18 protein-coding genes are annotated in these 14,515 nt (G+C 71.5%); 3 read left to right on the top strand and 15 right to left on the bottom strand.

What is annotated here, in order from left to right:
• Positions 1-28: 28 nt before the first annotated feature.
• Both OHA89_RS17700 and OHA89_RS17705 read right to left on the bottom strand, forming a co-directional pair.
• Complete coding sequence (locus tag OHA89_RS17700; RefSeq protein ID WP_406366599.1) at positions 29-1,273, bottom strand: GNAT family N-acetyltransferase; 1,245 nt, start codon at positions 1,271-1,273, stop codon at positions 29-31.
• A gap of 71 nt (positions 1,274-1,344) precedes the next feature.
• Positions 1,345-1,923 (bottom strand): AmfC protein, encoded by a 579-nt coding sequence (locus OHA89_RS17705; RefSeq protein WP_215139641.1) that lies wholly within the window; start codon positions 1,921-1,923, stop codon positions 1,345-1,347.
• A gap of 136 nt (positions 1,924-2,059) precedes the next feature.
• Here OHA89_RS17705 and dtd point away from each other — a divergent pair, with 136 nt between their 5' ends.
• Positions 2,060-2,485 carry a D-aminoacyl-tRNA deacylase gene (dtd, locus tag OHA89_RS17710; RefSeq protein ID WP_215139642.1) on the top strand — a complete coding sequence of 142 codons (426 nt, stop codon included), beginning with the start codon at positions 2,060-2,062 and terminating at the stop codon, positions 2,483-2,485.
• Positions 2,486-2,500: 15 nt separating this feature from the next.
• Here the strand turns inward: dtd and OHA89_RS17715 are convergent, their stop codons facing one another.
• From OHA89_RS17715 to OHA89_RS17775, 13 genes are all read right to left on the bottom strand, one after another.
• Positions 2,501-3,469 (bottom strand): folate-binding protein YgfZ, encoded by a 969-nt coding sequence (locus tag OHA89_RS17715; protein ID WP_266608609.1) that lies wholly within the window; start codon positions 3,467-3,469, stop codon positions 2,501-2,503.
• A gap of 21 nt (positions 3,470-3,490) precedes the next feature.
• Complete coding sequence (locus OHA89_RS17720; protein WP_257555141.1) at positions 3,491-3,937, bottom strand: Fur family transcriptional regulator; 447 nt, start codon at positions 3,935-3,937, stop codon at positions 3,491-3,493.
• A 67-nt stretch (positions 3,938-4,004) separates the two neighbouring features.
• Positions 4,005-4,577, bottom strand: coding sequence for an FABP family protein (locus OHA89_RS17725; protein ID WP_215139645.1), 573 nt, complete (start codon positions 4,575-4,577; stop codon positions 4,005-4,007).
• A gap of 282 nt (positions 4,578-4,859) precedes the next feature.
• Positions 4,860-5,831, bottom strand: a complete 972-nt coding sequence (locus tag OHA89_RS17730; RefSeq protein ID WP_406366602.1) for a hypothetical protein — start codon at positions 5,829-5,831, stop codon at positions 4,860-4,862.
• Positions 5,828-6,667, bottom strand: coding sequence for a hypothetical protein (locus tag OHA89_RS17735; RefSeq protein WP_266608614.1), 840 nt, complete (start codon positions 6,665-6,667; stop codon positions 5,828-5,830). Before OHA89_RS17735 ends, OHA89_RS17730 begins: the two co-directional genes overlap by 4 nt.
• Positions 6,664-7,467, bottom strand: coding sequence for a hypothetical protein (locus tag OHA89_RS17740; protein WP_266608616.1), 804 nt, complete (start codon positions 7,465-7,467; stop codon positions 6,664-6,666). Before OHA89_RS17740 ends, OHA89_RS17735 begins: the two co-directional genes overlap by 4 nt.
• A 115-nt stretch (positions 7,468-7,582) precedes the next feature.
• Positions 7,583-7,846, bottom strand: a complete 264-nt coding sequence (locus OHA89_RS17745; protein WP_257555147.1) for a DUF3099 domain-containing protein — start codon at positions 7,844-7,846, stop codon at positions 7,583-7,585.
• A gap of 112 nt (positions 7,847-7,958) precedes the next feature.
• Positions 7,959-8,249 carry a DUF1416 domain-containing protein gene (locus tag OHA89_RS17750; protein WP_215139648.1) on the bottom strand — a complete coding sequence of 97 codons (291 nt, stop codon included), beginning with the start codon at positions 8,247-8,249 and terminating at the stop codon, positions 7,959-7,961.
• Between the two features lie 70 nt (positions 8,250-8,319).
• Positions 8,320-9,165: a sulfurtransferase gene (locus OHA89_RS17755; RefSeq protein WP_257555149.1), complete on the bottom strand. Its 846-nt coding sequence runs from the start codon at positions 9,163-9,165 to the stop codon at positions 8,320-8,322.
• 223 nt (positions 9,166-9,388) lie between these two features.
• Entirely contained in the window at positions 9,389-9,478 is a 90-nt protein-coding gene (locus OHA89_RS17760; protein WP_350875872.1) for an Ms5788A family Cys-rich leader peptide, read from the bottom strand.
• 155 nt (positions 9,479-9,633) lie between these two features.
• Positions 9,634-10,350 carry a DUF2993 domain-containing protein gene (locus tag OHA89_RS17765; RefSeq protein ID WP_266608619.1) on the bottom strand — a complete coding sequence of 239 codons (717 nt, stop codon included), beginning with the start codon at positions 10,348-10,350 and terminating at the stop codon, positions 9,634-9,636.
• A 63-nt stretch (positions 10,351-10,413) separates the two neighbouring features.
• Positions 10,414-11,883 (bottom strand): hypothetical protein, encoded by a 1,470-nt coding sequence (locus tag OHA89_RS17770; RefSeq protein WP_406366606.1) that lies wholly within the window; start codon positions 11,881-11,883, stop codon positions 10,414-10,416.
• Positions 11,884-11,893: 10 nt separating this feature from the next.
• Positions 11,894-12,148 (bottom strand): MoaD/ThiS family protein, encoded by a 255-nt coding sequence (locus tag OHA89_RS17775; protein WP_069921255.1) that lies wholly within the window; start codon positions 12,146-12,148, stop codon positions 11,894-11,896.
• 463 nt (positions 12,149-12,611) lie between these two features.
• On the opposite strand from OHA89_RS17775, the gene OHA89_RS17780 reads away from it, so the two are divergent.
• The gene (locus OHA89_RS17780) at positions 12,612-13,415 is read left to right on the top strand and encodes a response regulator transcription factor (protein WP_266608622.1); all 804 of its coding nucleotides are present in this window, start codon (positions 12,612-12,614) and stop codon (positions 13,413-13,415) included.
• Positions 13,416-13,439: 24 nt separating this feature from the next.
• Positions 13,440-14,462 (top strand): LacI family DNA-binding transcriptional regulator, encoded by a 1,023-nt coding sequence (locus OHA89_RS17785; protein ID WP_266608623.1) that lies wholly within the window; start codon positions 13,440-13,442, stop codon positions 14,460-14,462.
• Positions 14,463-14,515 lie beyond the last annotated feature (53 nt).

The raw sequence follows: 14,515 nt of genomic DNA on the forward strand, positions 1-14,515 counted from the left end.
GCGCCGGAAGCCGGGGCAGGGACCGGGATCAGAAGACGTCCGGACACCACGGCCGGCGCGCCGTACGGAACACCGCGTCGGCCAGCGCCAGCGCGCCCGGCCGCAGCTCCGCCACCCGCCCGAGCGCGCCCAGCCGCACCGCGGACTCGTCGCCGAGGTACAGCGAGCCCAGCGCGGACACGTCCAGCCGCAGGTCCACCGGGTCCTCGGTGCGCTCGCACGCGCCGGTCCCCGCGTCCAGCCGGTAGCGGCCGTCCGCGAGCCCCGCCGGGTCCGTGACCTCGAGTACGAGCACCCCGGGCACGGCGTACGTCCGCGCGCGCAGCGCCCGTACCACGTCCAGCAGCCGCACCCACAGGAAGTCCGCCGAGGTCAGGGGCCTGGCCGAACGCGGGTCGGGCAGCAGCTGCGTGACGAGGTCGTCGGGGGCCCGGCGGCCGGTGCGGACCTTCAGCACCCAGTCGATGGAGCACAGGAAGTGCCACAGCGCCCGCTCCGCCTCCGGCGTGACCGCGATCAGGTCCTTGACCTGCACGGTGTTCAGCGGAACCTTCGCGTCCGTCCAGTGGTCGTCGGCGGTGTAGACCGCCAGACCGGCCACCTCGCCCGCAGCCGTCCGGTACACGGCGTGGAACTTCTCCTTGTACGGGCGGTACGACATCTCCTCCAGGCCGGTCGTCAGCCGCCACCAGCGCTCGTCCCGGTTCACCGCCCCGTGCGTGACCGCGCGCAGCCGCTCGTGCAGTTCCGGCCCCACCTCACGGACCTCGGCCACGTCCACCAGGTCGATCCTCCCGCCGTCCGCGGGCACCGGCCGGCGCCGGTCGAGTCCGGTGCGCGGTACGTCGATCTCCCATTCCGCGATCGAGGCGGCGGGCCCGTACCCGTACCGCCCGTAGATCGGGTACTCGGCGGCGATCAGCGTGGACAGCACGTCCCCGCGGGCCCGGGCGGCGGCGAGTTCGGCGGCCATCATCCGGGTCAGCAGGCCCTGGCGGCGGTGCGTGGGCAACACGGCGACGTTCGAGACCGCGCTGGCCGGGACGGCCGCCCCGCCCGGGACGGTCAGCCGCTGGGCGAAGGAGCGGAAGGCCGCCACGCAGCGGCCGGTGTCGCTGTCGAAGGCGCCCTGGAGCCGGGCGAGGTCGCTGTACTTGGCCCGCAGGGCGACATCGGACTCGGTCACCCGGACCGGCGTCAGGAACCCCGTGTTCAGGGCCCGCAGCCAGTCGGCGAGTTCGGATTCGGCGATCGGCCGGACGTCAGCAGTCATAACGGGTCACGCTAATCGCCCGACCGGCCCGAGTCGCCCGGTTTTCCGGCGCCCCTCCAGGCGGGTGTGCCTCAGGCCAGCAGGTCGTCCACCTGTGCCTCGCCCTCCCGGTACCGGCGGGTGATCTCGGCACTGCAGTCGTCCACGGTGCGCTGGAGCTGCTGGCGGCGCCTCGAGACCTGCTGCTCGTAGCGCACCAGCTTGCCCATCCCGTCGTAGAGCTCGCCGTCCGTGCGCGCGGCCAGGTCCGAAAGCTCCACGTCGGCCAGCATCTCCGCCGCCAGCAGCCGGAACTCCTCGCTGTGCGGGGTGCCGAGCGTGACGTGCCGGGCGGAGGCGCTGCGGCTGGACGGCGCGTCGGCGAGGATCTCGGAGAGCCGGTCCACCACCGGCGTCTCGGGGTCGGTACGCCGGGCCAGCTCGGCCCGCAGGATGTCGATGCGGCCCTGGAGCAGTCTGCGTACGTAGCTCAGGTCGGCCTCGTCGCGCTGCGCGTCGCGGCGCAGCGCGCGCAGTTCCGGCAGCCCGAGGGCGCTGGTCGGCGCGCCGGCCGGGGCCTGGCTGTCGGAGGTGCGCTGCGCGGGCGGTCGTACCGCGGCAGCTGCGATGGAAGCGGGTGATGCAGGTACGGAGGTACCAGAAGTATTCATACGAACGAGTCCGTCCCCTCGACCGGTGCGGCGCACCCGCACCGCCTGCGTGCATGGTGCCACTCTCCGTGGCCCCCATGCAGTCCCACTCCACCCGATCGGCCCCGGACGGGTGCAAGCCTGGTACACAGGTGGTATGCGAGCAGTGGTGCAGAGGGTGGACGGCGCGAGCGTCGTCGTGGGCGGCGAGACCGTGGGCGAGATCGTCGGCGAGGGGCTGTGCGTACTGGTGGGGGTGACCCACGACGACACACCGGAGAAGGCGGCGCTGCTGGCCCGCAAGCTGTGGTCGGTGCGGGTCCTGGAGGCGGAGAAGTCATGCAGCGACGTGAACGCGCCACTGCTGGTGATCTCCCAGTTCACGCTCTACGGAGACGCCCGCAAGGGCCGTCGGCCCACCTGGAACGCGGCCGCGCCCGGACCGGTGGCCGAGCCGCTGGTCGACGAGGTCGTGGCGCAGCTGCGGTCGCTGGGCGCGACGGTGGAGACGGGCCGGTTCGGCGCGGACATGCGGGTCTCGCTGACCAACCACGGCCCGTTCACCATCGTCATCGACATCTAGGACCCGGCCTGGCGGTCACGGAGCTACGACGACCTCCTGCGCGGCGGCCGTGTTCCCGGCCAGCAGCGGTGCGTCCACCGGGACGTTCCGCTTGACCAGCGCGAGCGCGATCGGGCCCAGCTCGTGGTGGCGCACGGCGGTGGTCACGAAGCCCAGCTGGCGGCCCTCCTCCCCGTCCGCGGCGAGCCGTACGGGAGCGCCGTGCGCCGGGAGCAGCACCTCGGAGCCGTCCAGGTGCAGGAAGACCAGGCGGCGCGGGGGCTTCCCCAGGTTGTGGACGCGGGCCACCGTCTCCTGCCCGCGGTAGCAGCCCTTCTGGAGGTGGACGGCGGTGCCGATCCAGCCGAGCTCGTGCGGGATGGTGCGGTGGTCGGTCTCCAGGCCGAGCCGCGGCCGGTGCGCCTCGACGCGCAGGGCCTCGTAGGCGAGGAGCCCGGCGGCGGGGCCGTGGGCGGCGGCGAAGGCCTCCAGCTCGGGGCGCGGCACGAAGACGTCGCGGCCGTGCGCGGTCTCCCGTACGACGTGCTCCTTGGCGACCTCGGCGATGGAGCCGGCCGGCAGGTGCACGACCGCGAACTCCTCGGTGCGGTCTGCGACTTCGACGCGGTAGAAGAACTTCATGGACTCCAGGTAGGCGATCAGCTCCCCCTGGGTGCCGGGCTCCACGTGCGCCCAGGTGGTCTCGCCGTCGTCGACGAGGTAGAGCGCGTGCTCGATGTGGCCGTTGGCGGAGAGGATCAGCGCCTCGGTGGCCTGCCCGGGCGGCAGCTCGGTGAGGTGCTGGGTGAGGAGCAGGTGCAGCCAGCTCAGCCGCTCCGGTCCGGTGACGGTGACGACTCCGCGGTGCGAGAGGTCGACGAAGCCGCGGCCGTCGCTGAGGGCGCGCTGTTCGCCGTACAGCTCTCCGTAGTGGGCGGCGACGCCCTCGTCGCGGCCTTCGGCCTGCACGGCGCCGGGGAGATGGAGCAAGGGGCTGCTGGTCATGGGACCAAGCGTACGACTCGGCTACGCGTGCCCGGCACGGTGTTTGGCGGCGCACTTCTTGCACAGCCCGAAGATCGCGAAGTGCTTCATGTCGGTCTCGAAGCCGAAGGTCTCGCGGAGCTTGGCGGTGAACTCGGAGGCGATGTCCACGTCGGCCTCGATGACGTCGCTGCAGTCGCGGCACACCAGGTGGATGTGGTGGTGCCGGTCGGCGAGGTGGTACGTGGGCGCGCCGTGTCCCAGGTGGGCGTGCGAGACGAGCTTCAGCTCCTCCAGCAGCTCCAGCGTGCGGTAGACGGTGGAGATGTTGACGCCGGAGGCGGTCTTGCGCACCTCGGCGAGGATCTCGTCCGGGCTGGCGTGCTCCAGGGCGTCGACCGCTTCCAGCACGAGCTGGCGCTGCGGTGTCAGGCGGTATCCGCGCTGCCGCAGGTCGGTCTTCCAGTCGGTGCTCTCGGTGCTCACCACCCGGCCAGTGTAAGCGCGCGAAGGGGACCGCAGGCAGCCCTGCGGTCCCCGATCTCGCCGGCTGGGCTCAGCGGAAGAAGGCGATGCCGTCGTCCGGCATGTCCGGGAGGTTGCGCGCCATCTCGGCGACCTCCTCGGGGGTGACGACCTTCTTCAGCTGGGCCGACATGTACGGGCGCAGCTCCACGTCCGGCGTGGCCTTCTCGCCGACCCACATCAGGTCGCTCTTCACGTAGCCGTAGAGCCGCTTGCCGCCGCTGTACGGGCCGGAGGCCGCGGTGCGCGCGACCGCGTCGGTGGCCAGGTCGATCTGGGGCTTCTGATCGGCGAGCTCGCCGTACCAGACCTCGACGACACCCTGGTCGCGGACCATGACGATCTCGACCTTGCGGTCCTTGTCGATGCGCCAGTAACCCGATTCGGACTCCAGCGGCCGCACCTTCTTGCCCTCGGCGTCGAGGACCCAGGTGTGGGAGGTGTACTCCAGGAAGTCCCGGCCGTCGTGGCTGAAGACGACCTCCTGGCCGAAGTTGCACTTTTCCTCACCCGGGAAGTCGAAGACTCCGGCGCCCTCCCAGTTGCCGAGGAGGAAGGCGAGGGGGACGAGTCCCGGGTTCAGGTCGGACGGGATCTGGATCATGAATGGCTGCTCAGGCGATCTGTGGGAGGGGTTCCGGGGCGGTCTGCTGAGCGGATGCTCAGCGCTGACCCTGGTACAGCTTCTTGACGGCCAGGCCGGTGAAGGCCATGACGCCGACGCAGACCAGGACCAGCAGGGAGGTGAAGACTGCCTCAAGCACGGGGTGCTCCTCGGAGGATTCGTTTGGGGGTCCCCCCGGACGGAGTCCGAGGAGGGTACGGCCGGTCCCCAAGCCTACTGGCCCGGGGACCGGCGCACTCTGCGAGGTCGGCCGGACGGACCTCAGCTCAGCAGCTGGCCCTGGAGGATCACCGTCTGGTGGAAGGGAATGATCGGCAGCCCACCCTTGCGGGACTGGACGACCACTCCCTGGACGTCACCCATCTGCAGGCAGCCGAAGCGGACCTGCTCGTCCCCGAAGGGCTTGGCCTCCTCATAGAGGCTGAATTCGCTGGAGCTGAGGGTTCCCGACCCGGCGAAGCCGCTGCTGCCGACGGTGCCCAACTGCTCCGTCTTGGTCTTGCTCCACGACAAGTCGACCGAGAGCGAGTCGGCGCCGGTCAGCCGGGTGTTGGTGCCGCAGCCGCGGAAGGTGTCCACGAAGCTGGAGGAGTGGAAGCGCAGCAGGTAGACGCGGGTCCGCGTGCCGTCGGGCATGGTCCAGGACCGGCCGGTGATCTGACGCAGCCCCTCGTACTCGAAGCCCTCCTTGAGCTTCGCCCGGTCGTCGGGGGCGTACTCCTCCAGGAAGGCGTCCGGCTCGACCTTCCCGTCCTTGTCCGCCTTGACGACATCATCGGGCCGGGACCCCTCGGGGGCGGGGAGCAGCAGGCCGCTCAGGGCGGCGTAGTGCGTGCCGTCCGGGTTGTCCGTGGCGCCGGGCAGCGGGGCTCCGGCCGGCAGCTCGGGCTTGGCCAGCGACGGGTAGGTCCAGCGGCCGTCGGGCAGCGTGGACAGCCCGGGGATCTTGGTCCGCTCCGGCTGGACGAGCCCATACGCGGTGCCCGCGCCGACGACGGCGAAGACGAGGACGGCGGCGGTCCACCGCAGGGCGGCGAACAGCTTGCGACGGTCCTTCGGCGCGACGGGGGCCGGGTCCGGTTCGGGGGCCGTGTCATGCGGGACTGCTGTGTCATGCGGGACTGCCGGGTCCTGCGGGGAGGCGTCCTGCGGAGAGGCGTCCTGCGGGGCTGCTTCTGCGGTCGCGTCCAGCGCAGTGGCGGACTCGACGCCGGTGGTGTTCTGCTCGGTCACACGGACTCCCCGGGGGACTTCAGGTGGTTCAGCTGCCTCGTGAACAGACCGACGGCCGTCTTCACGTCGAACCGGGGCCGGGGACCGTAAGAACGGAAGGTCACCAGCACATCGCCCTCGACGGCCACGCAGTCGAGGGATTCGATCGTCTCGGGCTTCGGCGAGTCGGGCCGTTCCTCGACGATGTCCAGCAGGACGCACTTGGCTTGCGGGAACCCTTCAACGGCGGGCGCCTCGTGCTTCTTCTCGCCCAGCGCCACGAGGACGTCGAGGAGCTTCTTGTTGAGGTCCGCGAACTTGACGAGTGCCTGCGGGTCCGCCTGCGTGAGCTCGATCTCGATGACCGGGCCGGCGTACGAGAGGGTGTAGCTGCGGCCGGCCACGCCCTTGAGCTTCAGCTCGGCCACGGCCTTGTCCCGCTCGGCGCGCTCGGCGGCGGACAGCCCCGTACGGGAGTCCTTCACGGCCTGGACCGCCCGCTCGCCCGACACGTAGAAGTCGTTGCCCTCGTCGTCCAGGTCGGGACCCAGCTCATAGCTTGCGGGGACCGGCAGCAGCTTGCCCGTGAGCTCGTTGGGCGGCACGGTCGGCACCGGGGTCGCCGAGGCGGTCGGCCGGGGGCCGTCCGGTACCCAGTAGCGCGTCGGGGAGGTCCGGTCGGCCTGGTCGATCCTGCCGGCGGCCCAGAAGCCGCCGCCCGCGAGGACGGCCAGGCCGAGCCCGCCCGCGACCAGGGCCAGCGTCCTGCGGTTCACCCTGCGCGGCGGGCGCGCGGAGACCGGTGCGTCCTGCTCCGCCGCCGGACCGGTCACGGCGTCGTTCTGCTGCTCGGTCACAGCCGCTCCATCTGTCGCTTGGCCAGATCGGTGATCTCGCCCTGGGAGACGTCACCGCGGTTGTTCGTGATCTCGACGTCCATGACGATGTCCCCGCGCCGGAGGATGGCCCGGGCCTGGCGCAGCGGGTGGTACCCCGCCTTCGTCTTCGGCTTGTAGAGCCAGGCGCGGCCGTAGCCGTCGGGTACGCCGGGCAGCGCGAAGCCGTCGTTGCCCGCGCGCTTCTCCTCGTCCTGGTACGAGGACTGGCCGTCCTGGTATTTCTGGGCCGAGTGCTGGTCCTGGAACTGGAGCAGCCGGATCTCGATGAAGTCGTGCTCGCCCTGCCGCCAGCCCGCCGTGGCGATCCGCCGCACGTCCTGGGCGATGGAGTCGAAGCCGCGGTCGGGGGACTCGTAGTAGTCCGCCGCGAACGTGTCCAGCGACTCGTAACCGGAGTAGCCGTCCTTCGCGCCGCTCGGGGCCTCCAGCAGCTTCTTGGCGAGGTCCTCCTCCGCCTTGTCCCACCGGTTGGCGTTGACGGAGCGACGGGTGGTCGCTTCGTTCGCCGCGACGGGTGGCTGGACGGCCACGTTCTGCTGCGCCAGTGGCTGCAGCGGGGTCGGGGCCCGGTGGTACTGGACCGTGTAGCCGGTGATCGTCCCGGCGAGCACGCCGAGGACGGCCGCGCCGGCGATCAGGAGCGTCGTACGGCCCCGGCGGCGGCGCGGGGCCAAGGCCGGCGCAGGATCGGCAACGGGGTCAGGAGCCGCGAGCTCCCCCTCTTTCCGCTGCTCGGGGATGGTGTGTTCATGTTCCAAGGAAGTCCCCCCACAGGCCTGGAGGCGCGGATTTCGGATACCCGCGCGTACCCATGACCCGCCCTGGCGAGGACTAGTTGTACGAACCCTTATTACATTTTTATCTCACGGCGTTTCATTCCTCGTGACGCCGCTTTCCGTCCAGTTCGTCCCACCACTCGTCGGATTTCGGATCTCCCGAGGGGTCGTCCCACCAGCGGTCGTCCGGCCCGCGGCGGTTCGCGATCACCGCGGCGACCGGCGGGATGACCATGGCGACCACGCACATGGCCACGGCGGCCTCCACCGACCACAGGCGCACGAAGGACCAGGCGGAGACGAACAGAACCAGGCATCCGCCCATGAGCAGGAAATAGGCGCGTCGGCGCCGGGCGTACATGCTTCAAGGGTAAGAGCGGACGGCACGAAGGGCCGCACCCCGTTCCAGTGGCGTCCAACCCCCGGGGGTGCGGCCCTTCGGCCGATCAATCAGGCGATCACAAGTGCGGTGCTCAGACCGCGATCGCCACGTCCGTCACGCCGCCGGCCTCGGCGACGACGACCTTGCGGTCCGCCGTGCCACCCGGGACGAGCGCGCGCAGCGTCCAGGAGCCGGTCGCCGCGTAGAAGCGGAACTGGCCGGTCGCCGAGGTCGGGACCTCGGCGGTGAACTCACCGGTCGAGTCCAGCAGGCGGACGTAGCCGGACACCGGCTCACCCGCCTTGGTGATCTGACCCTGGATCGCGGTCTCACCGGGCTTGAGCGTCGCGAGGTCGGGCCCGCCGATCTGTGCTCCACACATGTTCTCTGTCCTGTCCTAGAGAGAGGTTCTGACTACTACGGGGCCTCAGGGCCCTGCATGCCCGGCAGGGTTACTTGTTGGCGCCGAGCTCGATCGGCACGCCGACCAGCGAGCCGTACTCGGTCCAAGAGCCGTCGTAGTTCTTGACGTTCTCCTGGCCCAGGAGCTCGTGCAGCACGAACCACGTGAGCGCGGAGCGCTCACCGATGCGGCAGTAGGCGATGGTGTCCTTCGCCAGGTCGACCTGCTCGGCCTCGTAGAGGGCGATCAGGTCCGCGTCCGACTTGAAGGTGCCGTCGTCGTTGGCGTTCTTCGACCACGGGATGTTGCGGGCGCTCGGCACGTGGCCGGGACGCTGCGACTGCTCCTGCGGGAGGTGCGCCGGGGCGAGCAGCTTGCCCGAGAACTCGTCGGGCGAACGCACGTCGACCAGGTTCAGGGAGCCGATCGCGGCCACGACGTCGTCGCGGAAGGCACGGATCGAGGTGTCCTGGGCCTTGGCCTTGTACTGGGTGGCCGGGCGGTTCGGGACGTCCTTGCCGTCGACCAGGTCGCGGGAGTCGAGCTCCCACTTCTTGCGGCCGCCGTCGAGGAGCTTGACGTCCTGGTGGCCGTAGAGCTTGAAGTACCAGTAGGCGTAGGACGCGAACCAGTTGTTGTTGCCGCCGTAGAGGACGACGGTGTCGTCGTTGGAGATGCCCTTGGCGGAGAGGAGCTTCTCGAAGCCCTCCTGGTCCACGAAGTCGCGGCGGACCGGGTCCTGGAGGTCGCTCTTCCAGTCGATCCGGACGGCGTTGGTGATGTGGTTCTTGTCGTAGGCGGACGTGTCCTCGTCCACCTCGACGATGACGACATTGGCGTCGTTCAGGTGGGCCTCGACCCAGTCGGCGTCTACGAGGACGTCGCTGCGGCTCATGGTGTTCTCCTCCGGGGCAGTGTGCGGCGGGGCTGTGCTGGCAGGGCTGGCGGTGCTGCGCACCGGCCGGCTGCGGGTGCTGCCGGTTGGTGCGGGCGATGCGTACGTCCGGGTGCGCTCGCAGGTCCGGTCCGGCGCAAGAGGCGTCAGGGGATCAGGAGGCAGGTGCGGTCACGCGGGAGGGGCCGTCGTCCGGCGCTTGTGGAGCGGATGCGCTCACACGTCACATGGATCGACAGAGCATGGCGGCGACGCGACACAGGTCTACTGCCCGCCGCTTCGTGAGGTCCGCCTGCTGATGCTTCATAGCCATGGATCGTAGGGACGAATCGGCCGCCCTGTCACCGGTGTGTCATATTCCGAGACAGGATCGTCCGAATAGTGGGATGAGAGGTCTGCGAACGGCCGCCGCGCCGCCCCGCGGAGCCCTCGTACGGCCCGTCCTTCTGCGGATCGGACCACACCGTCTCACGATCCGGCCAGTACCACGTCCGTGCCGCCCAGCGTGAGGTGCACACCGGCCTCGTCCGAGGTCAGGGCGGACAGGTGCAGCCCGGCGGGCAGTCCGCCGTCGAGGCTGCGGTCGAAGTCGGTCTTCTTGCGGACCACCTTCTCGATCCCGGGGATCCCCTCGCCCGGCACCTCGTCGGCGCGCACCCGGACGATCTTGCCGCCCTTGCCGTCGTTGGCGTCCTCGAGGGTGATGGTCGACACCACGCTCTTCGTCAGCACCCTGCCGAAGACGTCCACCGACGCGGTCACCTTCACCTTGCCGGGCGCCCCGCCGTAGGACAGGGTCGCGCCGGTCTGCGAGGCCGCGGTCAGGTCCGCGTACGTGATGAGGCCGGTGCCCTCGGCCCGCTTGGCGGTGCCGCCGCTGTAGTCACCGTTCAGCTTCACGCTGCGGAAGGTGGCGTCGAGCTCGGAGAGCCGCGTCTTGCGGCCCTCCGCGGCCACGTCCACTCCCCGGAGCTTCAGGTCGACGCGGTCCAGGTCGTGGCTGAGCGCCTGGGTGAGGAACGGGAACCCGCCGATCTCCACCTCCGAGGTGCCGGCCAGCCCCTGCCGGGCCTGTATCCGGTCGGCCAGCCGGTTCTCGGCATAGCTCACCGCCCACCGGTCGGCTCCCACGAACAGGGCTCCCAGAACCACTCCGATGATCACGATGGCGCGCAGGAAACGCACGTGCCCTCCCCCTACTAGTCGGTACGTGCGTTCTAGTTGACCACGCCCCTCGTCGGGCAGGGATCAGCCCACCACCCTGCCGATCAGGTACACGGCGGGGGCGGCGGCCGCCAGCGGCAGCGCGACACCGGCCGTCATGTGGACGAACTTCGACGGGTAGTCGTACGCGGCCACGCGCAGCCCGATCAGCGCGCACACCCCGGCGACGAGGCCGAGCAGCGCCCCGCCGCCCACCCCGACTCCGGCCATCGGGCCGACGGCGATGCCCGCACCGGCGGCCGCGGCCAGCGAGACGGCGACGGAGGGCGCGGGCGGCAGCGGCAGCGCGCGGGCGAAGACGGCGACCGCGACGGCGGCCGCGCCGACGGTGACGGCGGCGGTGTCCGCGGCCAGGTAACCGGCGCAGACGATGGCGAGGGCGGCGGAGGCCACCGAGGCCATCAGGCCGTACATCCGCTCGTCGGGGTCGGCGTGACTGCGCAGCTGGAGGACGAGGGTGAGCAGCACCCAGGCTCCGAGGGTGCCGATGATCGCGCCGGGACCGTACGCCTCGTCCACCGCGAGCACCGCCACGTCGGCGACCAGGGCTCCGGCGAAGGCCAGGACGATGCCCTGCCGGGCGGGCCACATGCCGTTGAGGCGGAACCAGCCGGCCGCGGTGAGCCCCTGGAGGGCGATCAGCGGCACCAGGAGGGCGTACTGGCCGACGGCGGCGGCCACGGCGAGCAGCACCCCGAGAACGGCGGTCAGTATGGCCGGCTGCGGCCCGGGGTCGATGATCGGCGACCGGCCCTCGGCGCGGGCCTGCGCCGGGTCGACGGCGCGCACGGTGTTGCCGCCGAGGGTGGGCGGGGAGTACTCCGGCTCCTCGCCGGCGGCCTCCGGCGGCGCGGGCAGTACGGGAGGCTCGGCCAGTACGGGAGGCTCGGGCTCCGGCGCCACGGGCGCGAGGTACGCGGTCTGCTCGACCGGCGGCTCCGCCTGGGGCGGCAAGTACGCGGTCGTCTCGGCCCAGTCCGCGGCAGGGGCGGGGGCAGGGACCGGGGCCTCGTCGCGGAACCAGCCCTCCGGGGCGGCCGGCTGCTGCGCGGAACCGGGGTCGTGCCCGGGGCCCGGGTAGGGCGGGAGATAGGCGGTCTGCTCGGCCGCCGGAGCCGCCGGAGCCGCCGGGGCCGCCTGGGACCAGTCCTGGGCCGGGGCCGGGACCTCGTCACGGAACCAGCCGTCCGGGGCCGCCGGAGCGGGCGCGGCGGGCGGCAGATAGGCGGTCTGCTCGGCGGCCGGGACCTCGTCGCGGAACCAGCCCTCGGGCGCGACCGGCTGCCCCGGCACCCCGCCCAGCGGCGGCTGCACCGGCTGGTAGCCGGTGTCCCAGGTGTCGGTCTGCCAGGTCTGCGTCCCGTACGGGTCCTGGTGCTGCTGCGGCTGCTGCTCGTACTGCGGCTGCTCGTACTGCGGCTGCTGCTGTTCGTACTGCTGCTGCCGCTGTCGCTGCTGCTGCTCGTACTGCTGCTGTTCCTCAGGCGTGCTCATCGGCTCCCGCTCACCCGCCCGCGAACGGCGGGAGCACCTCGACGGTGCCCCCCTCGGTCAGCAGGACGGAATCGTGCGGGCGCTTGCCCACAGGCTCATCGTTCACCAGGAAGGAGCAGCGCAGCAGGACCCGGGTCAGTTCCCCGGGGTGGCGTTCCCGCACGGCGTCGAGCGCCTCGGCCAGGGTGCGCGCCGAGTACGGCTCCTCCGCCGTCTTGGCCGCGGCCTTGGCCGCCGCCCAGTAGCGGATGGTTCCGGTTGCCACTGCAGCTCCTATCGTCGGCTCTCTACCGTCGGCCTCCATGATGACCCCTCCGCACCCCCGCACCGGCGTGCCTCCGCGCGCCCCGTGTGCGCCCGGGCGGCCCGGCAGTACCGCTCGGCGAGCCACCGAACCGGTGAAACCGGGGCATACCCTGGTCAGTGGCGTGGCAGGAACCACAGAAGCGGACCCGGCGGAGACCTCGGCCGACGAACGGCCGGTGGGCTATTCTGCTGGCGAGAGGATCCGGGCAACGTTGCCCCCGGGTCCTTTTGTGCTTTCAGCACGTTGAACGAACCGAGAACAGTGGTATCCATCCGGGCCTCAGGGCGCGGGGCCCGCGTGGAGACCGCCAGCGTCACCGTACGAAGCAGTACCGCGCACGTCCTCGACGGGACCGAGGAGGAACCGACGTGATGGACCAGCGATCCGTGCAGAACCGCCTGACCGGGGCAGGTGAGCGGGTATGAGCTCTCTCCTGCTGCTGACCAACGCCCTGCAGCCGTCGACCGAGGTGCTGCCCGCCCTCGGCCTGCTGCTGCACAACGTCCGGGTGGCGCCCGCCGAGGGCCCGGCCCTCGTGGACACCCCGGGCGCCGACGTCATCCTCGTGGACGGCCGCCGCGACCTGCCGCAGGTGCGGTCGCTGTGTCAGCTGCTCCGCTCCACCGGGCCGGGCTGCCCGCTGATCCTGGTCGTGACCGAGGGCGGGCTCGCGGCCGTCACCGCAGACTGGGGCATCGACGACGTACTCCTGGACACCGCCGGTCCCGCCGAGGTCGAGGCGCGGCTGCGGCTGGCCACCGGCCGCCAGCAGCTGGGCTCGGACGACTCCCCCATGGAGATCCGCAACGGCGACCTGTCGGTGGACGAGGCGACGTACTCGGCGAAGCTGAAGGGCCGGGTCCTGGACCTGACCTTCAAGGAGTTCGAGCTGCTCAAGTACCTCGCGCAGCACCCGGGCCGGGTCTTCACGAGGGCGCAGCTCCTCCAGGAGGTCTGGGGCTACGACTACTTCGGAGGCACCCGGACGGTCGACGTCCACGTGCGGCGGCTGCGTGCGAAGCTCGGCCCCGAGCACGAGTCGCTGATCGGTACGGTCCGCAACGTCGGCTACCGCTTCGTCACTCCGGAGAAGGTCGAGCGGGCGGCTGCCGAGGCCGCGGCCCAGGCGGCGGCGCAGGCAGCCGCGCAGGCCGGCGCGGCCGTCACCCGGTCGGCCGAAGATCCTGTGAGCATCCACTCTTCAGGACGCCCTGCCCAGAGGTAGGTCACCCCGCGTAGACTGCCGCGCGTGGCCAAGGTGACGCGGGATGACGTGGCGCGACTTGCGGGTACCTCTACCGCCGTCGTGAGCTACGTCATCAACAACGGACCCCGGCCGGTTGCCCCGGCCACGCGCGAGCGTGTACTCGCCGCGATCAAGGAGCTGGGCTACCGCCCGGACCGGGTCGCCCAGGCGATGGCCTCCCGGCGCACCGACCTCATAGGCATGATCGTCCCCGATGCCCGGCAGCCGTTCTTCGCGGAGATGGCGCACGCGGTCGAGCAGGCCGCCGCCGAGCGCGGGAAGATGGTGCTCGTCGGGAACTCCGACTACCGCGACGAGCGCGAGGTCCACTACCTGCGGGCCTTCCTCGGGATGCGGGTCTCGGGCCTGATCCTGGTCAGCCAGGGCATGAGCGAACGCGCGGCGTCCGAGATCGAGGCCTGGGACGCGCGGGTCGTGCTGCTGCACGAGCGTCCGGAGGCGATCGACGACGTCGCCGTCGTCACGGACGACATCGGCGGCGCGCAGCTCGCCACCCGCCACCTGCTGGAGCACGGGCACGAGTACGTGGCCTGCCTGGGCGGCGTGGAGACCACGCCGGAGGTCGGCGACCCGGTGGCCGACCACGTCGAGGGCTGGCGCCGGGCGATGCTGGAATCCGGCCGCTCGGTGGAGGGACGGCTCTTCCAGGCCCCGTACAACCGCTACGACGCGTACCGCGTGGCCCTGGAGGTCCTGTCGGGCCCGGACCGCCCGCCGGCCATCTTCTGTGCCACGGACGACCAGGCGATCGGGCTGCTGCGGGCGGCGCGGGAGCTGCGGATCGACGTGCCCGGGGAGCTGGCCGTCGCGGGCTTCGACGATGTGAAGGAGGCGGCCCTCACGGACCCGCCGCTGACCACGATCGCCTCGGACCGCCCGGCGATGGCCCGCGCGGCGGTGGACCTCGTCCTGGACGACGCCCTCCGCGTGGCCGGCTCCCGCCGCGAACGCCTGAAGCAGTTCCCGTCGGCCCTGGTGATCCGCCGCTCCTGCGGCTGCCACTAGCCTCCGGCGGTTCGCCGCCGGGGTAACGGGCCCCGGCCTTATATCGGGCATAC

Source organism: Streptomyces sp. NBC_01546 (assembly GCF_045208355.1).
Lineage (GTDB): Bacteria > Actinomycetota > Actinomycetes > Streptomycetales > Streptomycetaceae > Streptomyces.